The organism is Herbaspirillum sp. RTI4 (assembly GCF_034313965.1).
Classification (GTDB): Bacteria; Pseudomonadota; Gammaproteobacteria; order Burkholderiales; family Burkholderiaceae_D; genus Herbaspirillum.
Window position 1 is genome coordinate 2301750 of sequence record NZ_JAVIWQ010000002.1, and the last position, 22515, is coordinate 2324264.

Genomic DNA, 22515 nt, shown 5'->3' on the forward strand with positions numbered 1-22515 from the left:
TTCTCCGTGGGTCTCATACGTCCAACAACATGCGGTGCTTGATGTGTCGCGCGAACACCACCATGAACTGCGCGTCCAGCCGCGCGCCCCAGACCGCCAACGAGTGCCCGACGATCCACAGCGCAAGTCCGGGGAGCCAGAGTTGTAACCCGAGACCCACCGCAGCGGCCAGCGTGCCGTTGGCAATCGCCACCGTGCGTGGTGCGCCGCCCAGCAAAATCGGTTCGGTCAAGGATCGGTGCAGCGGCACTTCAAAGCCAGGTGTGTCGACCGATTGAATCCGCAGCGCGTTCATGCGATCACCGCGCCGCCGGCGAAGCTGAAGAAGGTCAGGAAGAACGAGGACGCGGCGAACGCGATCGACAGGCCGAAGACGATCTGCACCAGCTTGCGGAAGCCGCCGCTGGTGTCGCCGAACGCCAGCGTCAGGCCGGTAGTAATGATGATGATTACCGCGATGATGCGGGCCACCGGTCCCTGGATGGACTCCAGCACCGATTGCAGCGGTGCCTCCCACGGCATGTTGGAGCCCGCTGCGTGCGCCGGCAGCGCTACGCATAGCAGCAGCGCCGCCATGACGATGATCTGCATGCCGCCTTGAAGGCGGGCGTTGTGCAGAAGCGGATTTACGGAAGTGTGCAAGGATGTCATGAGTGTTCTCGGGGTGTTGATAAAAGTGAGGGAAAGGAAGGCACCAGCTCCGTGCTAAGTTGGTAGCAGTGGCTGTCGAAGCCGGTGACGCGGGCGATTTCCTGCACGCGGCGCGCATTGCCGCGACCGGCGATGTAGACGATGACGTTCACGGCCTCGGCGATCAGGGCGCGTGGTGCGGTTACCGCGACTTCAAGAATCAGTTGTTCCAGCCGCAGCAACGCGCCCGCTGCGGAACCGGCATGAACGGTTGCGATGCCGCCCGGATGGCCGGTGCCCCAGGCTTTGAGCAGGTCGAGCGCTTCGGCGCCGCGCACCTCGCCCACGACGATGCGGTCTGGCCGCAGCCGCAGGGTCGAGCGCACCAGCTCGGCCATGGTCACGACACCCGCGCGGGTGCGCAGCGGGACGTGGTCAAGTGCCGTGCATTGCAGCTCCACCGTGTCTTCGAGCACGATCACGCGGTCTCCAGTGGCAGCGATCTCGTCGAGTAGGGCATTGGCCAGCGTGGTCTTGCCGGTGCTGGTGCCACCCGCGATCAGGATGTTCTGGCGTTCGCGCACGGCTGTCCGCAGGAACGTCGCCTGCGCCTCGGTCAGGATGCCGTCGGCCACATAGGTGTCGAGCCGGATCAGGTTGACTGCGCGTTTGCGAAGCGCGAAGACCGGCCCCGGTGTCACGGGAGGTAATGCGCCCTCGAAGCGTTCGCCCGTTTCGGGCAGTTCGGCGGACAACAGCGGCTTGCCTGCATGCACTTCAGCACGCACATGGGCGGCGACCAGCCGGATGATGCGTTCGCCATCGGCCGGTGTGAGGCTGACACCCAGCGGCTCGCGCCCACTGCTCAGTCGATCGATCCACAGCGAACCGTCGGGGTTGAGCATGACTTCCACCACGTCGGGGTCGTTCAAGGCCTTGGCGATGTCCGGCCCCATCGCCGTGCGCAGCATGCGCACGCGACGTTCCAGTGCCAGCGAGGCCGACAAGCCCTGATCGCGCGGCGGGTTGCTCATGACGGTGCTCCCGCAGCTTCATCGATAGGCGCTGCGGCGGGAACGTTGTCCTGCTGGCCGAAGAACTGGCTGGGGTCGGGCTGGATTTCCTCCACCACGTCCTTGACCAGGCTGCGCCCACGCAGCAAATGCCGACCGAGCTGTTCGATAAACTGCTCGAAGCGTGCGCGACCCTGAGCGCGTGCCGCTTCCTGATGCGCTTCCGGCACCGGCGTGCTGACGGTAAGGAAGTAGCGCACGTAGAGCGCCAGCGTCTCGATCAAGATGTTCTGATCCCGCTCCAGCTTGTCGAGCTGGCGAGACAAGCGGTCCAGCCGTTTGGCGATGGCCGCTTCGCGCTGGTCGCCGGAGTCGGGCGACAGGAACGAGGCCAGCGCGGCGGCGATGATTGAGGACTTGGACAAGCCCTTCATGGTCGCCAGCTCGTCGAGCCGCTTGGCGTGTTCGTGCTCGATGAAAAGGTTCAGGCGTGTGCGGCTCATAGGGATATCCCGTCATCAGGGTCAAGTGCGGCTAGCCGCGCCGTGCGTAGCAGGCGTGGATCGAGCTGGGTGGGCAGCGACAAGTCGTCGTCATCGAACAGGCCCAAGTCGTCCATTGGGTGTTCTGGTTCCGGCGTGAATACGACTTCGGACAATTCCGGCTGCTGCTGGTGGCCACCGTCGTCGATGGACTCGCCGTGCGCAGGGATGACCAAGCCGAGAATCGGTGCGGCAGGTATCGCCAGTCCGGTCCAATCGTCCGGCCGCAATGGCGGTGCATCGGCGTAGTGCCCGAGTTGCAATGGCGGCGGAGCCAGCAAGCGCGTCTTGAAATTAGCATCCAGGTAGTGACGAATTTTTTGCGCCTTGATCGGCGGATGACCGGACACCATCACCAGCTCGTCGTCGGGCGGTAGTTGCATGACCTCGCCGGGTGTGAGCAATGGGCGTGCCGTCTCTTGCCGCGATACCATCAAGTGACCTAGCCACGGGGCCAGCCGGTGGCCGGCGTAGTTGCGCTGCGCGCGTAATTCGGTCGCGGTGCCCAATGCTTCGGAAATACGCTTGGCGGTGCGTTCGTCATTGGTAGCGAAGGCGATACGCACATGACAGTTGTCGAGGATCGAATGGCTTTGGCCATAAGCCTTGTCGATCTGATTGAGTGACTGCGCAATGAGAAAGGCGCGCAGTCCGTAGCCCGCCATGAAGGCTAGGGCAGACTCGAAGAAGTCGAGTCGACCCAGCGCCGGGAACTCGTCGAGCATCAGCAGCAACTTGTGGCGGCGGGCAATGCCGTCCGAGCCATCGAGCGACTCGGTCAGGCGCCGCCCGATCTGGTTGAGAATCAGGCGGATCAACGGTTTGGTGCGGCTGATGTCGGAAGGCGGCACCACCAGGTACAACGACACCGGGTGATCGGCATCGATCAGATCGGCGATGCGCCAGTCGCAGCGTGAGGTGACTTCGGCCACGGTGGGATCGCGGTACAGGCCCAAGAAACTCATCGCGGTGGACAGCACACCGGATCGCTCGTTTTCGCTCTTGTTCATTACCTCGCGCGCCGCCGATGCGACAACCGGGTGCGTTGTTTCGCCCAGGTGGCGCGTCGTCATCATCCGGTGCAGCGTCACCTCGAATGGGCAGGCCGGATCGGACAGAAAATTGGCGACGCCACGCAGCGTTTTGTCTTCGTTGGCGTAGAGCACATGCAGGATCGCGCCGACCAGCAGTGCATGCGAAGTTTTTTCCCAATGGTTGCGCCGCTCCAGCGCGCCTTCGGGATCGACCAGAATGTCGGCGATGTTCTGCACGTCGCGCACTTCGTGCATACCGCGCCGCACTTCGAGCAGCGGGTTGTACGCAGCCGAGCGTGCATCGGTCGGGTTGAACAGCAAGCAGTGTGAGAAGCGCGAGCGCCAACCGGCCGTCAAAGTCCAGTTTTCGCCCTTGATGTCGTGGATGACGGCGGAGCCGGGCCACGAAAGCAGTGTCGGCACCACCAGGCCGACACCCTTGCCGGAGCGAGTGGGCGCGAAGGCCATTACATGCTCGGGACCTTCGTGGCGCAGGTAGTCGCCCTCTTTGCGGCCCAGGAAAACGCCGGCAGGGCCGATCAGCCCGGAACTGCGGATTTCAGCGGGCAGCGCCCAGCGTGCCGAACCGTAGGTCGTGACCAGCTTGGACTGCCGTGCGCGCCACACCGACATGGTGACGGCCACCATGGCACCGGCTAAGCCGCTGCACGCCGCGATGGCACCGCCGCGCAGGAAGATGTCGGGTGCATAGGCATCGAAAAAATACCACCACTCGAACAGCCGCCACGGGTGATAGATCGGCGTGCCAAACAAGTCGAACCAGGGTGCGCCGAGGCGAATCTGGTATCCCAGTGCAGCCGCCGTCCACTGGGTGGCACTCCATAGCCCCAGCAAAGTGGTGGCGAAAACCATCGTGATCTGGCCAATTAGCACGCCGGTCGGCACCATGCGCTACCCCTCTTGTGATTTCTCGATTCAGTCCATTTCGATGGGCCGTCAACGCGGTACACGCGAATCAGGATCGGCCTATCGTTACGGTTCGAAGCGGCACCGATACGGCACCGTTTTAAGCATCACAAGTTTGGGGGCGCCGCAACTATGAGCAAACCTGCTCCGGCGAAAGTCGGCTAAGAGGGGAGTACAGCGATGATTATTTCCTGTCACTGGCACGAACCACGAAGCCTATCGTGTGGTATTTCCACAGTCGAACCCGCGTCCGTAGTGACTTTGATGTACGGCCTGCCGCCGCCATTGAATCGTCATACGTTGCTTATATGACTCTAGCCAATTCTGCACTTCATACGGTAAAATTGGCCAGACTTGGCAAACAGAATTCATTGTAGGCCAGCATTGCGAAAGAAACAATGACCGACTCAGATGGCGAAATCCTTACGCTCGACGAAGTTGCTGCCTACCTGAAAGCTGGCAAGCGGACGGTCTACCGGCTCGCCCAGAAGGGTGAGATTCCCGCATTCAAGCTTGGTGGAACTTGGCGTTTCCGTCGCTCTGAGCTTGATATTTGGATTGCCGAGAGCATTAGCAAAACGAAACAGGAAGTGAGTTGATGACACAACAGCTACTCACTCCGTACCAAAGCCAATATTGCGCGTGGCTGCTGACCCGTCGCGCGGCGAGCGACACAGTGGAATCGCTGGCGTGCACCCTCGTGGACTCGCAGGTTGACCTCAATCCGCATCAGATCGAGGCGGCACTGTTTGCCTACAAGAACGCGCTTTCTCGTGGTGTCATCCTGGCCGATGAAGTTGGGCTCAGGAAAACTATCGAAGCTGGTCTCGTCATATCTCAGCGTTGGGCTGATCGCCGCCGCCGCATTTTGGTCATTGTTCCGGCGCAACTTGCGCAAACAGTGGCATCAGGAACTGCAAACCAAACGAATTGAAACAGGAACAACACCATGACCAGCGCCCAACAACGTGCCGCATTACAACGCCAGATCTGGCAGATCGCCAACGATGTCCGAGGTGCCGTTGACGGCTGGGATTTCAAGCAGTATGTCTTGGGCACCCTGTTCTATCGCTTTATCAGTGAGAACTTCGCCAGCTATATCGAGGCCGATGACGACAGCGTCAACTATGCAGAGCTGCCCGATAGCGTGATCACCCCGGACATCAAAGACGACGCTATTAAGACCAAGGGCTATTTCATCTATCCCAGCCAGTTGTTTGCCACCGTCGCCGCCGGTGCCAACACCAACGAAAGCCTGAACACCGATCTGGCCGCCATTTTTTCCGCCATTGAAAGCTCGGCCAACGGCTACCCCTCCGAGCGCGACATCAAAGGCCTGTTTGCCGATTTTGATACCACCAGCAACCGCCTCGGCAATACTGTCGTCGACAAAAACACCCGCTTGGCAGCCGTACTCAAAGGCGTAGCCAAGCTAGACTTTGGCGAGTTTGACGCCAACCACATTGACCTGTTTGGCGATGCCTACGAGTTCCTGATCTCCAACTATGCCGCCAACGCCGGCAAATCCGGTGGCGAGTTTTTCACCCCGCAGCATGTCTCCAAGCTGATTGCCCAGCTCGCCATGCACAAGCAAACCAGCGTCAACAAAATTTATGACCCGGCGTGCGGTTCTGGCTCGCTGCTGTTGCAAGCCAAAAAACATTTTGACGCCCACATCATTGATGACGGTTTTTGGGGGCAGGAGCTCAACCACACCACCTACAACTTGGCGCGGATGAATATGTTCTTGCACAACATCAACTACGACAAGTTCAATATCCAGCTTGGTGATACGCTGCGAAATCCGCATTTTGGTGACGAGAAACCCTTTGATGCCATCGTCTCCAACCCGCCTTACTCGGTGAAATGGATCGGCGCAGACGACCCCACCCTGATCAACGACGACCGCTTTGCCCCGGCCGGTGTGCTGGCCCCGAAATCCAAAGCCGACTTTGCCTTTGTGCTGCATGCGCTGAGTTATCTGTCCAGCAAAGGCCGCGCCGCTATTGTCTGCTTCCCTGGTATTTTTTACCGTGGCGGTGCGGAGCAGAAAATCCGCCAGTATCTGGTGGATAACAATTACGTCGAAACCGTGATCTCACTCGCGCCCAACCTGTTCTTTGGCACCACCATCGCAGTCAATATTCTGGTGTTGTCTAAACACAAAACCGACACCAATACCCAGTTTATTGATGCCAGCGGTCTGTTCAAAAAAGAAACCAATAACAATGTGCTTCTGGACGCGCACATCGATCACATCATGCAAGTGTTTGATAGCAAGGCGGATGTTGAACACTTTGCCAAATCGGTGCCTTTCTCGGAAGTGTCATCTTCCGAGAAAGATTACAACCTATCGGTCAGCAGCTACGTCGAAGCCAAGGACAATCGCGAAGTTGTGGATATTGGCGAGCTCAATGCTGAGCTAAAAATCACCGTCGCAAAGATCGACCAGCTGCGTGCGGATATTGACGCCATTGTGGCCGAGATTGAAGACGAGGAGCTGGAGGCATGAGCAGCAAGAACTTCATGGAAAAGCTGCTGGATGACGCCGAGGTGGAATGGAAGGCGTTGGGGAAAGTGGCGAACCTAAGGCGCGGTCGCGTAATGTCAAAAGAGTATCTCGCGGAGAATGCTGGAGACCATCCCGTATACAGCTCGCAAACAGCAAATAATGGTGAGATTGGAAAAATAAAGACATTCGACTTTGATGGAGAGTTCATTAGCTGGACAACTGATGGAGCCAATGCAGGCACCGTTTTCTATCGGACAGGCAAATTCTCTATTACCAATGTTTGTGGATTAATTAAAATTAACCATGAAAAAGAATTAAATTACAAGTTTTTGTTTTATTGGCTCACAATAGAAGCATAAAAGCATGTTTACTCAGGCATGGGTAATCCTAAACTTATGAGTCACCAAGTTGAAAAAATCCCAATCCCCATCCCATGCCCGGAAAACTCAGAAAAATCGCTTGAAATCCAAGCCGAAATCGTCCGCATTCTTGACGCCTTCGCCGAACTGACCGCCGAACTGACCGCCGAACTAACCGCCCGCAAAAAACAATACAACCACTATCGCGACCAGTTGTTAAGTTTTGAAGAAGGGGACGTTGAGTGGAGGGCGTTGGATGAGGTTACTTTACCAACAAGTAATATTCGCTGGCGCGAGGCAAACCGATCATATCGTTATATTGACTTGACCTCAGTAAGTCGTGAAAGCAATGCGATCGTAGAAACAATCGAAATTACAGCGCAAAATGCGCCAAGCAGAGCACAAAAATTAATTGAAAAAGATGATGTTATTTTTGCCACAACTCGACCAACTCAACTTCGACTCAGTTTGATTGGTGACGAATATTCTGGCGAGATCGCCAGTACGGGCTATTGTGTTCTGAGAGCAAAAAGCAATGTAGTGCTGCCAAAATGGATTTATTTTCATTTGTCTTCAACTGAATTTTTTAATTATGTTGAAGAAAATCAAAGTGGCTCCGCGTACCCCGCAATTTCTGACTCCAAAGTTAAAGAGTTCAAATTGCCGATACCCTATCCAAACGATCCTGAAAAATCGATTGCGGAACAGGCTCGTATCGTCGCCATCCTCGACAAATTCGACGCCATTACTAACTCGATCAGAGAAGGCTTGCCGCGCGAAATCGAGCTGCGCCAAAAGCAATATGAGCATTACCGCGATTTGCTGTTGAGCTTCCCGAAGCCAAAAGAAGTGGCGGCATAACATGAGCAAGACGCTAACGGAAATTGCTCAACAACTGAGAACACCAAGAACGGTCAAAAAAAATGTAACTGAAAAAACCAAGGAGGTTGAAGAAACCAAGCCGGTTCCAAAGGTGCAGCTGATATACGCCTTTAATGGCACGGGTAAGACACGCCTTTCGCGGGAGTTTAAGAAGCTGATTGCGCCCAAAGCCGATGGCCATGAAGAAGCCCATCAACCCGAATTGTCGCGTAACAAAATACTGTATTACAACGCTCTCACGGAAGATTTGTTTTACTGGGATAACGATCTGGAGCTGGACGCCGAGCACAAGCTGAAAATCCAGCCCAACTCGTTTACCGACTGGGTGCTGAAAGATCAGGGCCAAGATCGAAACATCATTACCAGCTTTCAACGCTACGCCAGCGACAAACTTACGCCTCGATTCAACGAAGAATATAAAGTTAAAGGCGAAGACGACAAAGAGATCACTGTCAAAGCATTTTCGGAGGTAACTTTCTCGCTGGAGCGTGGCGACAATGAGCACTCCGGAAATATTAAAATCTCCAAGGCGGAAGAAAACAATTTTATCTGGAGTATTTTTTACACGCTACTGGATCAGGTGGTGACGATCCTCAATGTTGCCGACCCAGGCGAGCGAGAAACAAACCAGTTTGATCAGCTTGAATATGTTTTTATCGACGATCCAGTCAGTTCGCTGGATGAAACCCATTTGATTGAGCTAGCAGTCAATTTGGCGAGCTTGATCAAACTCAGTCAATCTTCTCTGAAATTTATCGTTACGACGCACAGCCCCCTGTTTTATAACGTGCTCTTCAATGAGCTGAACGGCAAAACCTGCTACATGCTGGAGAGATTTGAAGATGGTAGCTTTGCCCTCACCGAAAAACCTGGTGATTCCAACAAGAGCTTTTCCTATCATCTGCATTTAAAGCGAACCATTGAGCAGGCGATTGCGGAAAACAAGATTGAAAAGTATCACTTCACGCTGCTGCGGAATCTTTACGAGAAAACGGCCAGCTTTCTGGGCTATCCAAAGTGGTCGGAGCTTCTGCCTGATGACAAACAGCTCTATCTAAGCCGAATTATCAATTTTACAAGCCATAGCACGCTATCCAATGAAACCGTTGCGGAACCAACGCAACCGGAGAAGGCGACAGTCAAATTATTGCTCGATCACTTGAAAAGCAACTATGGGTTTTGGCATCAGGAAGAACAAAATGGTTGATTACACAAAACCCATCGCTGAATCCAATAGCTTTATCGTTCTCGATAAATACGCCAAGGAATGGCAGTGCAATGAAAGTTACCAGAGCGAAGGCGATCTGGAGCGGGAGTTCATTCAGGACTTGCAGAATCAGGGCTACGAATATGCTCCCGGTATAAACGCGCCCGATAAGCTGCTGTCCAACGTGCGCGAGCAGTTGCAGGCATTGAACAACATGCAGTTTGCCGACGGTGAGTGGCTACGTTTCGTGGAGGCGTGGTTGGACAGGCCCAGCGACAGCATCGTCGATAAAACGCGCAAAATCCATGATGACTATATCCATGATTTTGTGTTTGACGATGGCCATATTCAGAACATCTACCTGCTGGATAAAAAGAACATTGCCCGCAACAAGGTGCAAGTCATCAAGCAGTTTGAGCAAACCGGCAGCCACGCCAACCGCTACGATGTGACGATCTTGGTCAATGGCCTGCCCTTGGTGCAGGTGGAGCTTAAAAAGCGCGGCGTAGCCATTCGTGAAGCATTCAATCAGGTGCATCGTTACAGCAAGGAGAGCTTTAACAGCGGGCATTCTTTATTCAAATATTTGCAGATGTTTGTCATTTCCAACGGCACCGACAGCCGTTATTTTGCCAACACCACGGCGCGCAACAAAAATAGCTTCGACTTCACCATGAACTGGGCGAAGGCCGATAACGGCCTGATCAAAGACCTGAAAGACTTTGCCGCTACCTTCTTCCAGAAAAATACCCTGCTAAATGTGTTGCTGCATTACTCGGTGTTTGATGTGAGTGATACCTTGCTGGTGATGCGCCCATACCAGATTGCCGCCACAGAGCGCATTTTGTGGAAAATCAACAGCGCCTTTCAAGCCAAGAACTGGAGCAATCTTGAGGGCGGTGGCTTTATCTGGCATACCACCGGCTCGGGCAAGACCCTGACCAGTTTTAAGGCGGCGCGTTTGGCCACCGAACTGGATTTCATCGACAAGGTTTTCTTCGTGGTGGATCGTAAAGATCTGGATTATCAAACCATGAAGGAATACCAGCGCTTTTCGCCGGATAGTGTGAACGGTTCTGACAGCACCGCCGGCCTCAAACGTAATCTGGATAAAGACGACAACAAGATCATCGTTACCACTATCCAGAAGCTCAATAACCTGATGAAGAGCGAAGGCGACCTTCCCATCTACAACAAGCAGGTAGTGTTTATTTTTGATGAGTGCCACCGCAGCCAGTTTGGTGAAGCACAGAAAAACCTGAAGAAGAAGTTTAAGAAGTTTTATCAGTTCGGCTTTACCGGCACGCCGATCTTCCCGCAAAATGCTCTAGGCGCAGAAACGACCGCCAGCGTGTTTGGTCGTGAACTGCATTCGTACGTGATCACCGACGCGATTCGTGATGAGAAGGTGCTCAAGTTCAAGGTGGACTACAACGATGTTCGCCCGCACTTCAAAGCCATTGAAAGCGAACAGGACGAGAAAAAACTCAGCGCGGCGGAAAATAAGCAAGCCTTGTTGCACCCCGACCGTATTCGGGAAATATCACAGTACATCTTGAATAACTTCCGGCAAAAAACCCATCGCTTGCAAGCGGGTGCCAAGGGTTTTAATGCCATGTTTGCCGTGAGCAGCGTGGATGCAGCCAAGCTGTATTACGAGTCGTTCAAGGATTTGCAAAAAGGCAGTGATAAGCCACTGAAAGTCGCCACCATCTTCTCGTTCACGGCCAATGAAGAACAGGATGCCGTAGGCGATATTCTTGATGAAAGCTTTGATGTTTCGGCAATGAATAGCAGTGCCAAAGAGTTTTTAAGCGCGGCCATCGCTGACTATAACGCGCTGTTCAAAACCAACTTCAGCGTGGATAGCAATGGTTTTCAAAACTATTACCGCGATCTTGCCAAGCAAGTTAAGACTAAGGAAATCGACCTGCTGATTGTGGTGGGCATGTTCCTGACCGGCTTTGACGCCCCCACGCTGAACACCTTGTTTGTTGATAAAAACTTGCGCTACCACGGTTTGATGCAGGCCTATTCGCGCACCAACCGTATTTACGATGCCACTAAAACCTTCGGCAATATCGTTACCTTCCGCGATTTGGAACAGGCGACCATCGATGCCATCACCTTGTTTGGCGATAAAAACACCAAAAACGTCGTGCTGGAGAAGAGCTACAAGGAATTCATGGAAGGCTTTACCGATGTGGTTACCGGTGAGGCTCGGCGTGGCTTTGTGGAAGTTGTGAGGGAGTTGGAACAGCGCTTTCCTGACCCTGCAGCCATTGAAAAAGAGTCCGACAAAAAGGCCTTCGCGAAATTGTTTGGCGAGTATTTGCGCGTTGAGAACGTGCTGCAAAACTACGATGAATTTGCCAGCCTGAAGGCCTTGCAAAACGTCGACATAAATGACCCTGTGGTAGTTGAGGAGTTCAAGGCTAAGCATTATTTAAGCGATGAGGATCTGGCTGCGCTGCAAGCGATCAAGATACCGGCTGAACGGAAAATTCAGGACTACCGTTCAACCTACAACGATGTTCGCGATTGGCTGCGTCGGGAAAAATCTTCCACTGAAAAAGAAAAATCCACTATCGATTGGGATGACGTGGTCTTTGAGGTAGATCTGCTGAAGTCACAAGAGATCAACCTGGACTATATTCTGGAATTGATTTTTGAGAATAGTAAAAAGGTCAAGGACAAAACCTCACTGGTTGAAGACGTACGCCGGGTGATTCGCGCGAGCCTGGGCAACCGCGCCAAAGAAAGCCTGCTGGTCGATTTTATTAACCAGACCGACCTGGACCAGATTGACGATAAGGCCAGTGTGATAGACGCCTTCTTCACTTTTGCCCAAGCGGAACAACAGCGTGAGGCACAAGAGTTGATTAACGCCGAGAACCTGAATGCAGAGGCGGCCAGACGCTACATCGCCACCTCGCTAAAACGTGAGTTCGCCAGCGACAATGGCACTGAACTCAATACCGTTCTGCCCAAGATGAGCCCGCTGAATCCGCAATACCTGACCAAAAAGCAAAGCGTGTTCCAGAAAATCGCTGCTTTCGTTGAGAAGTTCAAAGGTGTGGGTGGGCAGGTCTAGGCGCGCATGAGGTGCGAGCAATGGTGGCCGCCATTTCATAGTGGCCTTGCGCCTACCGGCCAAGTCGCCGCCCCATATCCCAGGTGACCGATGACCCTCGGACAACAGCAGCCACTTGTTGCCCAAGCCGCTGTTCCACCACCGGCCGCCATGGCACCAGGCTGAAACCCATGCCGTCGTCCAGCATCGCGAAGCGACCGCTGGCGAGCTGGACTGAGCGACGGTAGATGCCGTTTGCGCGCTCGCCATCGCGCAGCGGGCGGTGGGCCAGCCCGGTCTCCTGCTGGATCACTTTGCCCGCAGCAGCCAATTCTTGGTTGCGCAAGCTGGATAGCAAGTTGCGCGCTAAAACCACACGCGAGCCGCGCCGCTCGGCCAAGCCCTGCTCGACGAGGAAATTGACTCGGCCTTGCAACGCATCACGCACCTGGACGCCGAAGCCGCGTGGCGACAGTTCTTTCGCATCGCCCACCATTTGATGGTCCAACCATGTTGCGCCTTGGGCGCCTACTTGCTGTTCGATCGACAGGTGCGAACGCAATTCAATAGTGCCCCCTGCGGCCCGCTGCGCATCGTGCGCTTGCGTGCGTGACAAGAAGTCAGGCGGTATGCGCCAAACGCCGTCGGTCATGCGCTCCACGGCTCCAGAGCGGCGCAGCGCTTCGAGTCGGCGCACGTGGGCATCGACCGCAGTTTGCGGATCTGCGGCACCTTCCTGTCGAAGCTGCACAAGATGGTCAGCGCTGCGGTAGAGACCTTCACGCGCGATTCCGGCGATGTTGCGGTCTACCGCTCGTTCCCGTTCGGCAGGCTTCACTTCCACTATGCCACCCACTGGCAGCGCGGCCAGGTCCGCGCCAACCGGCAGGCGGACATAGTGCGCGCGGCCGTCGATGCCATCCACCACCAGATAGCCCCGGTCATTGAGTTCGTCGGCCAGACCCTTGGCGGCGATGCGGCCCAATACTGGTGTTGCCGGCGCAGTTTCCAGTACCAGCTCCCGCTGCTCGCCCCGCAAGGCCTTATGCATCGTGCGCAGGATGTCGCCACGCTCGCCCATGGTGGTCAATGTTTGTTGCATGCTCGGCGATAGACGCCAGTGGTTCGCGTCGATTCGCCCGGCGAGCTCCATCGCCTCCAGCCGCTGCAACCGGGCGCGCAGCACGGTTTGGTACTGCCGGTCGTTGGGCTGCTGGGTCAGGTCCACGATATCCGCGCTGACCTGCCGCAACAGCGTCCGGTCCAGGCTCGTCAGCCGCTCCTGCTCGACTTCCCGTAGCTGCCCCTGCCGGATATCCAATTCGGTGCGCGGCCCCAGCCATTCGGTCGCCAGTTCGCTGGCGCGCATGCGCATGCCGTGCGCCATATAGTCCGGTGCAATCACCAGGTCTTGACCCATGTCTTGACCATTCCTTCGACCAATCCCGGCGTGCCCGCGCAGCACGATGTGCGTGTGCGGATTGTCCGTATCCCAGTGATCGACAGCCACCCAGTCCAGTTTGGTTTCCAGGTCGGTGGTCATGCGCTGCATGAACTCGCGCGTGTAACCGCGCAGGTCTTCCAGCTCCCCCGCATCCTCCACCGAGACGATGAAACGGAACTGATGGCGGTCGCCTTTGCCGCGTTCCTCGAAGGCCTTGAGGTCAGCCGTGTCGGTCTCGGCGCCGTAGGCCTGGCCTCGCTCGCCATCGCGCGTCACGCCGTCGCGTTCGATGTAGCGCAAGTGCGTCGATACGGAATTGGCGCCAACCTTCTTCAGCACCACAAAACGAGACTTGATGATCACGCGCCGCGCGTCTGCTCCAAGCGTGCGGCCCGCCATGCCTGAAGCCACGCGGCCCCGTCCAAAGGTCGATGCGGGACGCGCTCCGCGCCCGCCCGAGGACTTCCCACCGGCCTTCGAGACCTGCTTCAGGACTTTCGACACAAAGCGCTGCGCGCGCTGGCCGCTTTGCGATCCATCCGAGCGCTTAGGTGCGCCCGGCTTGATGCGCAAACGGTCGTCGTCACGCGAGGCCATGACACAAGCTCCATCGTAGGGTGGCGTACCGCATCGAAGACGGCACACGGGAAACCTTGAGCCCGTCCGGCTTTGCGCTCCACAACGGCACGCTGGCTGCAAGCCGCCGTGCCGTGCCAAACCCACGTGCAGACTGCCATTGCGACACGGTACGTGCCGCCCCTTTTATCTTGCCCTCCGCCTTACCCGATCGCTGACGCGACCGGCCCCGACGGTCTGGCTGCGATTGTCTGCACGGGTGAAGCACCGCAGCCGCAGGCCGTGGTGCAAACGATGTGCAGCGAGATTGCACGAAGAGCGGTATGCAGCGCTGCACGTTCATGGCCTGTCCCATGTTCACCACGTCCATAAAGGTTGCGCGCTGCCGATCACGGCGGAGACAGCCACGGGACCGAAGTACCGGCTGTCAAACGATGCCGGATTGGTTGCACTGAGCAGGAACAACTCGCCATCGTGAAGCCGCCGACATTGCTGCCATGCCGACAGTGGACGGCCACGGCCATCTGTTGCATGGACGCCAGCCACCGGTATGCCGTCGATGCGAACGATGTGCTTCTCAATGCACACCTGCTGCGGTGACATCGCGCCGATGCGTTTGAGCAGCGGAACGTGCTCAGGCAGGTAGCCACGCTGCGCAGCCAGCGCGGCGGCGTCTGCCGGAAGCCGAACGAGCACGATGCTGCCGATGTGCAGCGATTCAGGCGGGTCGATGCGATACCAGCCAGGCGGTACGCTGTCGCTGGGGTTGTAGACGATGCGCGCCAGTGATGTGTGCAGCGACGGCAAGGCAAGCGCAGCGATGCCGAGGCCAGCGAATAGCGCGACCACAACGCGACGGGTGTTCATCGCAGCACCTCGCCCGCGAGGTAAGCCGCATGCCGTTCGACCGTATAAGCCGGTAGTGGTAGCCGCGCAGACAGCCGGTTGCCCAACGTGCGCCAGTACGCGGGCGACACGGTAACCGGATCGATGCCGAGCGTTTCGATGGCGTCGATCTGCGGCAGAACTGACTGCACTTGCTGTTCGCCTTCGGCGTGCAGCAACAGGCGCGCACCAGGTTGGATGCCAGCGATGCGCTGCACCGCATCGAGTGGCGTGCAGGTTTGCAGCACCAGGAGCTGCCAGCGCGTCGTGCCGTAGTCGTTGGACGCCCAGCGCACGCGGCAGAACAATGCGGCAGGCAGGAACAGCGCGCAGCGCCGCCAGCGGTCTAGGCGCAGCTCACGAACTGGATGGCCGAAGCGCAGATAGAGGTTGATCCGACGTTCGACGAACGCCAGCGACACGCGCGTCAGCGGCGTGCTATTCGTGACGTTTGAAAACACGGGACTTGGTATGGGTGGTGCGTTGCTGGCCGCCTTTAATATTGCACTCATGATTGCTTCTCCGGGAATTCATGTTCCAACAGACCGCGCAGCATCTCGGCCACCGTGATGCCCCGTGTGAAGGCGTCAACCTTGATGCGGGCGCGCAGCGCCGGCGTCACGTCGATGGTCAGTCTGGCGGTGTAGAGGTCGGCTTTGCCGATGTCCGCACCGTCGCCTTGGCGCACCCATGCATCGGCATGCGGGTCGGCAGGCGGACGCGCACCAATGGCAACCCGTTTGCTGTTTTTCATCGCGCCATCCTCAATACTTCATCGGTGAGCGCTACGATCTCGCGTGCAGCGATGCTGTCTGCGTCAAGTTCACGGGCAAGTCGGCCAGCGGCCACGCTGTCGGCGAATACGATGCGTTGCCGAACCTCCGACAACAGCGAGGGCAGCGGTTGATCGGCGAGCGCACCGCGTGCCTCGCGCCCGATCACCGTGGTGCTGACACGCCGGTTGATGACGAAGGCCGCGCGCAGCGCCGGCCGAAACACCTGCGCCTCGCGGATCAGCGACACCATCTCGGCGCTGGCCCACACGTCGTAGGGACTGGGTTGCACGGGAATCAGCACCAGGTCCGCCGCGAGCAGCGCGGAGCGCGCGAGGGCGGCGATCCGGGGCGGGCCATCGATCACGATGTGATCGCAGCGCTTGGCGAGTTCTGACGCCTCCTGATGCAGTGTTTCTCTTGCCAGACCGACTGCACCGAACAACCTGGGCAGATTGTTCTGGCTACGGCGCTGTGTCCAATCGAGTGCCGAACCTTGGGGATCGGCATCGATCAGGATTACTGAGCTGCCTTGCGTTGCCAGCTCACCGGCGATGTGCGTGGCGAGGGTTGTCTTGCCGACCCCGCCTTTCTGGTTCAACAGTGCAATGATCATGATGTGCGGCCTCCTGCCCGCCGACTTGTCCACAGCGCGCGGGGGCTTCTTATCGTTAGTTTTATAGATTCAAAGTTAGAACCTAAGTTAGGAAACGCGCAAACCATTGCTGCGAAAGGCTTTTCGACGCGTTCGCACTCCTGATAGCACGACAGCACTGCGCCTGATAGCACGAGGATTCCCACTCCCGATAGCACGAGCGTATTCACCGTTTGTCCACAGGCTTTGCACCGGCATTGAAGCTGCCACCGGGGCGCAGCGGTGCCGTGGACGGCACGGCGCGGAAGGTCAGCACCTCCGGCCCATGCCTGGGCCGCAGGACGGCGAGCGTGTAACCGGGCAAGGGTTGCCGCGCCACGATGCAACGCAGGTCGTAGGCGAAGTCGGTAAAGCGCGCCATGCTGCCGGACTTGCGGTGCAGGTGCGGGAAGTCGAAACGCCAGCCTTCGCGCTGCCAACCACCGTGCTTGCGCACCAGTCGATACAGCCAGCGCTCGATACCGCCGGTCAGGCGGAAGTAGTTGGCGTCGATCGTCAGCACCAGGCTTTCCTCGAACACCCCGGCATAGAACCAGTCCGGCAGGATCAGCTCGATGCCCAGCGGCCGGCCTTGGCCGTCCGCACGTTCCTTCCATTCGTTGATCCACGAGAAGCGGTGCAGGCGCCGGGCATTGGCTTGGCGAATTGATGTGGCTACGCTGGTGGACTGCAAGCGGTCCAGCGCAGCCTTGAGGCGCTGGTAGTCGCGCAGCGACGTGCCGCGACCGATAAAGCGCAGAATCTCGTAGGGTGTGGCGGCCATGAGCCGCGACGAACGCAACCCCGCATCGCGCGCCTCGACGATCTGGCTGGCGGCCCAGATCAGGATGTCGGCATCCCATATCGTCGCCAGGCCATGCTCGGCCGTGCCTTCGACCCGCACGGTCACGCTGTTGGTGCGGAAGTCGATCGGCGCCGTGCGCTTGTTCTTGGCCAAGGAAAAAAACGGATAGGCCATCAAATCTTGCGCATCGCGTGCCGGCAGCGCGCCGGAGAAGGCATGGAACAGTTCGAGTTGTTCGCGCTGCGGATCGTGACTGAGGTGCCCGATGGCCATTGGTAACGGTGTCCATCGCCGATCACCGCGCGCCGGGACGGCGCGCGGTGTGTTGTTCGGCGTATTCGGGATCGGACGTCATCTCAAAGCTGCGTGCATCGGCCCAGGCTTCGATGTCGATGACGGCGTACATTACGCGCCGGCCGAATTTGCGAAAGCGCGGCCCGCCGCCGATGACGCGCTGCTTTTCCAGCGTGCGCGGCGACAGCCGCAGGAATTCGGCGGCTTCGTTGTTGGTCAGGTAACGCGCCGTCTGCGGGGCGGCGGTGGGTGTGGCTGCGGGTAGGTGTTGCGGCGGTAGCGGTTCGGGTCTCATGGCATGTGCCTCCATCGGTCAAGATCGCCGACGAAGCAATCGCCGCCGGATGGAAGCAGTCTCCGGAAAGTCAGGCGTGTTGTGCAGGGACGTTTTGCGCCGCCGCGCGAACGTCCCTGTACGGCCTTGCCGAATTAGAGTAGGCGGTGGTATCCACCATCCATGAGCGTTTGCCCGCGCCGGATCATGCGGCGGACCTGGGCGCGCAGATCGCCGTCGTCGTACCAGCGCTCCGTAACGGCGGCGATGCCGAACAACACTTCGGCCACGCCGCGCTGCGAAGCGCCGGCCAGCGTGCCGTCGAGCGCCTGCAGGGTGCGCATGTGGAGCATTGACGCGCGGCCCGGTCGGCCGGTGGTGATGGCAGTGAGGTGAACCGTAGCGACATCAAGCAAGGCTAGCTCGGCTTCGATGGTGCGCCAACGCTCAATGAGCTTGCAACCCGCACGCACGGCATAGGCGTAAGCCATGCCATCTTCCAGTGCGGGAGAGATCGCCATGCGCAGCATGCGATTGACGAGCTGAGTGCTCAACACCAGACGCTTGCCGTCATGCATCAGGTGTTTGCGACCGGGGACGCGCCAGAGCCGAAACGGTAATGCATCGGCCGGAGGATTGGCATCCGGCGTGACCTGGACGACCGAGGCTGGATCAGGGAACCAATCGGGGTAAGCATCGCGGGCATTGAGAGCGGGATCTTCCAGCAGGCGCAAGCCCCAGCGCAGCGCATCGTGCTGCGGATGGCGTCGGTGACGTTGCCAGGCGCGCCGGTATTCCGGGTTGCGCCGCAGGTATTCCCAAGCCAGCCCGGGCCCGTCCAGATGCAGGACATACAGGTAGGCAGCACTAGGGTGCCAGTGAACGGTATTCGAATCCGCCATGTTGTAAATTCCTCTCGAAAAAAAAGGAAGCTAATAGCCATAGGGGGATGTGGGGCGCAAAACCATGTCAGTTTTTGACCGGGGTGAGTCAACAAGGTTTTTAGTTGATGAAAACAAGGAAGGGGAGTGCGATCCTCAGCCTGCGCCGGCAAATGAATGTCATCCACGCCGATGCACAAGGATTTGTAAACCTTGGGATGTGTCGTTATCCAAGTCTTGACAACCCCTAAAACCGTTTTTACGCATCTCCGTGAAACAACAGAACCGACAATCCGTAGAAGCGGCTTGGTGCTCAAATACGGAGACGGACGCGCGCTTCCACGCAACGCCGTACTCCGCCAATCGGTATGAAGCGCATGAAACGAGTAGGCCCCGCATTGAGGTCACAGGCTGCGGCGGCAGAACGCAAAAACGCCCCGCTGTTGGACGGGGCATCAAGGGTGAGTATCAGTCGCCCTTGCTGCGCGACCAGATCAGGTTGTGCGCGCCGTCCTCGCCTTCGACCAGGCGGGCATAGATGGTCGCCGGAAACGACGGGTCATCCAGGGTTGCCGACAGGTAGGGCCGCTCCGCCTTGCTGACTTTCTTCCACGCCGCGCCGATCTCGAAGTTGCCGGCGACGATGCGGTAGTCGGGGGCGTTGTCGCTCTCCTTGGTGTTGGGAACGAATTTGACCTTGACGTTGAGCGTCAGGGTGCGGACCGTGCCGATGAAGCTGTCGTTCTGTGCGGTAAAGATGCCGATGTTTGCCATGATGATTTCCTTTTGGTGAATCAAGGTCGCGCCCATCGCGGCCTTGTCGGTGATCCAAAGGGCGCGGTACGGGCGGGCTGCACCGCATAGCGGCCGCAACGCAGTGGAGGACCGGGAGTCGCTGCGATTTTGTTGCGCGAGGAAGGCATACCGTGCCGGGGAAAATCGTTGCGCCGGACGGTTGCGGCCATGAAGCCCGAGGCGCAGCCGCTGCCGCGCCAGGATTCACGACAAGTCAAGGCCGCCGTTGGGTGCGATCCTCACCGGAAGGCAGCATGGCTCCGGCATTTCAGCACAGACGCTGCGTCGAAACTCACCCATTCATCATCAAGGTCATTTCCGAATCACCAAGGGTGAACGCTCCTCGCGCATTGGCGCGGGCTTGATCGATTGCGGTGTGGATGGTTCTGGTCATGGTGGACGGCCTGTCGGTGAGCCGCCGTCGTTTCTGGCGACGCTGCCCGGCAGCGTTGGGGGGGGGCGTCATTGCACAAGCGCGCGCAGCAAAGCTGTCGCACTCCGGCGTCCCGCCTGTGCGGCGGGGCGCGTTTTTGGGAATTGGTTGGGGTTGTCGGCTGTTAAAACGCGCGCGGCATACTTGCCGCGCGCGACGCGCAAAAAATGCCCCGGCGGAAACTCGACGGGGTATCTTGCTTATTCGCTTACTTATTCACTTACAGACTCGTCCGTCTCAGCATCCGGGAGCGTTTCTGCTGGTGCCTCCTGTACCGCTGCCCGCAACATCACCGGCAGCCAGCCCGTGCCGACCGCCAGCCGTTCCGCTTCGCTGGCCAGATCGTTCTTCTTGAGCTTGGCGAGCCGCGCCGCATGCTCCGGCGCGAACACCTGCACCGCCTCGATGGCCTTGGCTTTCGACACATGGGCGAAGTAGCCTTCGGCGGTCGGTGTCCACCACGAGTGCATGTCAAGGCCTACCGCCTGCGCCAGTGCGGATGCAGGCAATGTGTCTTCGCGTGGCGTGACCGCGCCCACCGTCGTAGCTACGCACACCGCCAGCAACGATAGCAGTTCCTGCTGTGGCAACGCCAGCAGTTCCGCGAACAGTGCGTCCGGGTCACTGGGTAGCCGTGCTGCCCACGCCTGCCGCACTTCCCGCATGCCGATCAGGGCGAGCGACTGCGCCACGTCTGGCGCGAACGTATCAAGTCCATCCTGCGGCGAAGCGCTGATGTTGATCGGCGAATCGTCCGAACGGTAGCCATCGACCACCACGCGCAACGCGAGGCGATGCACCACGGCCACCAGCGCCACTTGCGGATGGCGGGCGACTTCCGCTTGCAGCGCTGCCGTGCGATGTGCGCTCAAGCGCCGTGCCAGCTTCTCGGAAATGTTCGGCGTGGTCGGTTGCTGCGCCTCGCCTTCGCTATCATCGCCAGCCTGCATGCCCTGCCGTTCCTGCGCCCGTAGTGCTTTGGCCTCGGCCTCACGCAACAGGCCGCGATGGATGACGATTTCGCCAGTGTGATCGACGGCCACGATAGCCCCGGCTATTGTCAGCACCTCGGGTGCAAACACCAACAGCGATTGCTCGATGATGTCGAGTTCCGCACCAAGTTTGTCGCTTTCCTCATAGAGGGGCGAGGCTTCTTCCTCCGCGATGTCCTCGGCATCGTCGGCATTCAGCTTGTCGTCGATGGCCTGCTGCCGCGATTGCAGCTTGGCGATGCGCTTGGCCTCGCTCTTGTTTGGCGTGCGCCGCTCACGGCGGGCACGCTGGAAGCTGTGCAGTTCTGCCGATGTGATGCGCGGCACCGTTTCGACCCATGCCCAACCCTCCGCACGGGCACTGTCCGCAGCGGCTGCAAGTTTGTTTCGCGCCAAGGTATCCAGCAATGCGGCATCGGAGAGGAACACGCCGCGTGTGTCGTCCGAGAACAGGTCGCGCCGAACACCACCGCCTGCGGCCTCGTAAGCGTCGATGCCGACGAATCGCGCCAGCGCATCGCGCGTGGCGTCGATCTCGCGTTCGGTCAGGTGTTCGCGCAGCGCCTGCGCGCTACGCTGCCACTGCGGTGCGTCATAGAACGCCGCCTCCTGTGCGCTGTGGTCGTCCGTGATGGCGAGCGCCATCAACTGGTCGAGCGTGACAGTGTCGGCGCGATAGTCGGCCAGCAGGCGCGGCGACACATTCGCCAACTTCAAACGGCGCTGCACCACAAGCGGTGTCACACCAAAATCAGCGGCAATATCTTCGACAGGCCGACCTTCGGCCACCAATGCGGCGAACGCCTCGAACTGCTCGCCGGGGTGCATGGCCTCACGCTGCACGTTCTCGGTCAGGCTCACGGTGCGTGCGGATGCATCCGGCACCAACAGGCAAGGCACTTCATGGGTCTTGGCAAGCTTGCGCCGCTTCGCCAGCAGCTTCAATGCTGCCAGACGCCGCTTGCCTGCGACGACTTCGTAATGCTCACCATCGCTCGATGCGGTGACAGTGAGATTTTGCAGCAGACCGACGCGGGCAATGCTCGATGCAAGCTCGGGAATCGACGCGCCGCCGCTCTTGCGCACGTTGCGGCTTGAAGGCCGCAACTGCGACAGCGGAATCAACAGCAGGTCGTATGCCGCAATGGTAGCGGCGGCTGGGGTAAAAACTGCCGCGTGCAGTGCTTGGGATTCTTGATGGGTGATGGTGTTCATGGTGAGAGCTCCTATCCCTCGCGGGACGTTGAAAACAAAATGGATGAAGAAAAATTCGTTGTCGATTTCACGGTGTCGATGTCTGCATGCGCTGCCTCCTGTGGTTTTCAAAGCTGACCGGATTCCAAGATTCGGAGCCCGTTGTGGCTTTGGTTGGTTCGGCGCAGAGACCTGGGCCGGTCCCTGTTTGCCGCCGTCTTTCCTGAGTTCATCGCCCGCGAAAAACCGGGCCTGCGAGGGCATGGCCGTCAAGGAAGAAGCGCAGGGTTGGTGCGGCCCGCAGTGCAGCGAGGACTCGGCCCTGCGCGCCTTGACTGCCAGGCACTGCGGGCTAC

Annotated in this window: 21 protein-coding genes and 2 pseudogenes; 7 read left to right on the forward strand and 16 right to left on the reverse strand. The window is 58.3% G+C overall.

Annotated features, from left to right (window positions below; translation table 11 throughout):
- Window positions 1-13: 13 nt before the first annotated feature.
- The 5 genes from RGU70_RS10355 to RGU70_RS10375 are packed head-to-tail and all read right to left on the reverse strand — an operon-like array spanning window position 14 to window position 4128.
- Complete coding sequence (locus RGU70_RS10355; RefSeq protein ID WP_322209316.1) at window positions 14-295, reverse strand: VirB3 family type IV secretion system protein; 282 nt, start codon at window positions 293-295, stop codon at window positions 14-16.
- Window positions 292-651 (reverse strand): TrbC/VirB2 family protein, encoded by a 360-nt coding sequence (locus tag RGU70_RS10360; RefSeq protein WP_416186507.1) that lies wholly within the window; start codon window positions 649-651, stop codon window positions 292-294. Before RGU70_RS10360 ends, RGU70_RS10355 begins: the two co-directional genes overlap by 4 nt.
- Window positions 648-1664 (reverse strand): P-type conjugative transfer ATPase TrbB, encoded by a 1017-nt coding sequence (gene trbB / locus RGU70_RS10365; RefSeq protein ID WP_322209318.1) that lies wholly within the window; start codon window positions 1662-1664, stop codon window positions 648-650. The genes RGU70_RS10360 and trbB overlap by 4 nt, the downstream gene beginning before the upstream one ends.
- Window positions 1661-2146, reverse strand: coding sequence for a CopG family transcriptional regulator (locus RGU70_RS10370; RefSeq protein WP_322209319.1), 486 nt, complete (start codon window positions 2144-2146; stop codon window positions 1661-1663). Before RGU70_RS10370 ends, trbB begins: the two co-directional genes overlap by 4 nt.
- A complete protein-coding gene (locus RGU70_RS10375) occupies window positions 2143-4128 on the reverse strand; it encodes a conjugal transfer protein TraG (protein ID WP_322209320.1) in 1986 nt (661 codons plus the stop codon). Before RGU70_RS10375 ends, RGU70_RS10370 begins: the two co-directional genes overlap by 4 nt.
- Before the next feature lie 416 nt (window positions 4129-4544).
- Here RGU70_RS10375 and mads1 point away from each other — a divergent pair, with 416 nt between their 5' ends.
- The 7 genes and pseudogenes from mads1 (at window position 4545) to RGU70_RS10410 (ending at window position 12200) form a co-directional block, all read left to right on the forward strand.
- Entirely contained in the window at window positions 4545-4745 is a 201-nt protein-coding gene (gene mads1, locus RGU70_RS10380; RefSeq protein WP_322209321.1) for a methylation-associated defense system helix-turn-helix domain-containing protein MAD1, read from the forward strand.
- A pseudogene (locus tag RGU70_RS10385) lies at window positions 4745-5072 on the forward strand (SNF2-related protein); the annotation flags it as partial. The gene mads1 and the pseudogene RGU70_RS10385, both read left to right, overlap by 1 nt.
- A 23-nt stretch (window positions 5073-5095) precedes the next feature.
- Window positions 5096-6658, forward strand: a complete 1563-nt coding sequence (locus RGU70_RS10390) for a type I restriction-modification system subunit M (protein ID WP_322209322.1) — start codon at window positions 5096-5098, stop codon at window positions 6656-6658.
- Window positions 6659-6750: 92 nt separating this feature from the next.
- Window positions 6751-7131 (forward strand): annotated as a pseudogene (locus RGU70_RS10395) (restriction endonuclease subunit S); the annotation flags it as partial.
- A gap of 210 nt (window positions 7132-7341) precedes the next feature.
- Window positions 7342-7878 (forward strand): restriction endonuclease subunit S, encoded by a 537-nt coding sequence (locus RGU70_RS10400; protein ID WP_322210768.1) that lies wholly within the window; start codon window positions 7342-7344, stop codon window positions 7876-7878.
- Window position 7879: 1 nt separating this feature from the next.
- A complete protein-coding gene (locus RGU70_RS10405) occupies window positions 7880-9106 on the forward strand; it encodes an anticodon nuclease (protein ID WP_322209323.1) in 1227 nt (408 codons plus the stop codon).
- Entirely contained in the window at window positions 9099-12200 is a 3102-nt protein-coding gene (locus tag RGU70_RS10410; protein WP_322209324.1) for a type I restriction endonuclease subunit R, read from the forward strand. Before RGU70_RS10405 ends, RGU70_RS10410 begins: the two co-directional genes overlap by 8 nt.
- A gap of 52 nt (window positions 12201-12252) precedes the next feature.
- Here RGU70_RS10410 and RGU70_RS10415 read toward each other — a convergent pair whose 3' ends face one another.
- From RGU70_RS10415 to RGU70_RS10465, 11 genes are all read right to left on the reverse strand, one after another.
- Entirely contained in the window at window positions 12253-14220 is a 1968-nt protein-coding gene (locus tag RGU70_RS10415; RefSeq protein ID WP_322209325.1) for a DUF3363 domain-containing protein, read from the reverse strand.
- Window positions 14221-14556: 336 nt separating this feature from the next.
- On the reverse strand, window positions 14557-15066 hold the full coding sequence (locus RGU70_RS10420) for a S26 family signal peptidase (protein WP_322209326.1): 510 nt from the start codon (window positions 15064-15066) through the stop codon (window positions 14557-14559).
- Window positions 15063-15596: a DUF2840 domain-containing protein gene (locus RGU70_RS10425; protein ID WP_322209327.1), complete on the reverse strand. Its 534-nt coding sequence runs from the start codon at window positions 15594-15596 to the stop codon at window positions 15063-15065. The genes RGU70_RS10420 and RGU70_RS10425 overlap by 4 nt, the downstream gene beginning before the upstream one ends.
- The gene (locus tag RGU70_RS10430) at window positions 15593-15838 is read right to left on the reverse strand and encodes a chromosome partitioning protein ParB (protein ID WP_322125610.1); all 246 of its coding nucleotides are present in this window, start codon (window positions 15836-15838) and stop codon (window positions 15593-15595) included. The genes RGU70_RS10425 and RGU70_RS10430 overlap by 4 nt, the downstream gene beginning before the upstream one ends.
- Window positions 15835-16473, reverse strand: coding sequence for a ParA family partition ATPase (gene parA, locus RGU70_RS10435; protein ID WP_322209328.1), 639 nt, complete (start codon window positions 16471-16473; stop codon window positions 15835-15837). Before parA ends, RGU70_RS10430 begins: the two co-directional genes overlap by 4 nt.
- Window positions 16474-16678: 205 nt before the next feature.
- Window positions 16679-17569, reverse strand: coding sequence for a replication initiator protein A (locus RGU70_RS10440; protein ID WP_322209329.1), 891 nt, complete (start codon window positions 17567-17569; stop codon window positions 16679-16681).
- 22 nt (window positions 17570-17591) lie between these two features.
- Window positions 17592-17885, reverse strand: a complete 294-nt coding sequence (locus RGU70_RS10445) for a helix-turn-helix domain-containing protein (protein WP_322209330.1) — start codon at window positions 17883-17885, stop codon at window positions 17592-17594.
- A 134-nt stretch (window positions 17886-18019) separates the two neighbouring features.
- The gene (locus RGU70_RS10450; RefSeq protein WP_322209331.1) at window positions 18020-18766 is read right to left on the reverse strand and encodes a DUF2285 domain-containing protein; all 747 of its coding nucleotides are present in this window, start codon (window positions 18764-18766) and stop codon (window positions 18020-18022) included.
- Between the two features lie 447 nt (window positions 18767-19213).
- On the reverse strand, window positions 19214-19519 hold the full coding sequence (locus RGU70_RS10455) for a DUF736 domain-containing protein (RefSeq protein WP_322209332.1): 306 nt from the start codon (window positions 19517-19519) through the stop codon (window positions 19214-19216).
- 313 nt (window positions 19520-19832) lie between these two features.
- On the reverse strand, window positions 19833-20006 hold the full coding sequence (locus RGU70_RS10460) for a hypothetical protein (protein WP_322209333.1): 174 nt from the start codon (window positions 20004-20006) through the stop codon (window positions 19833-19835).
- Window positions 20007-20185: 179 nt separating this feature from the next.
- Entirely contained in the window at window positions 20186-22180 is a 1995-nt protein-coding gene (locus RGU70_RS10465; protein WP_322209334.1) for a ParB/RepB/Spo0J family partition protein, read from the reverse strand.
- Window positions 22181-22515: the final 335 nt, after the last annotated feature.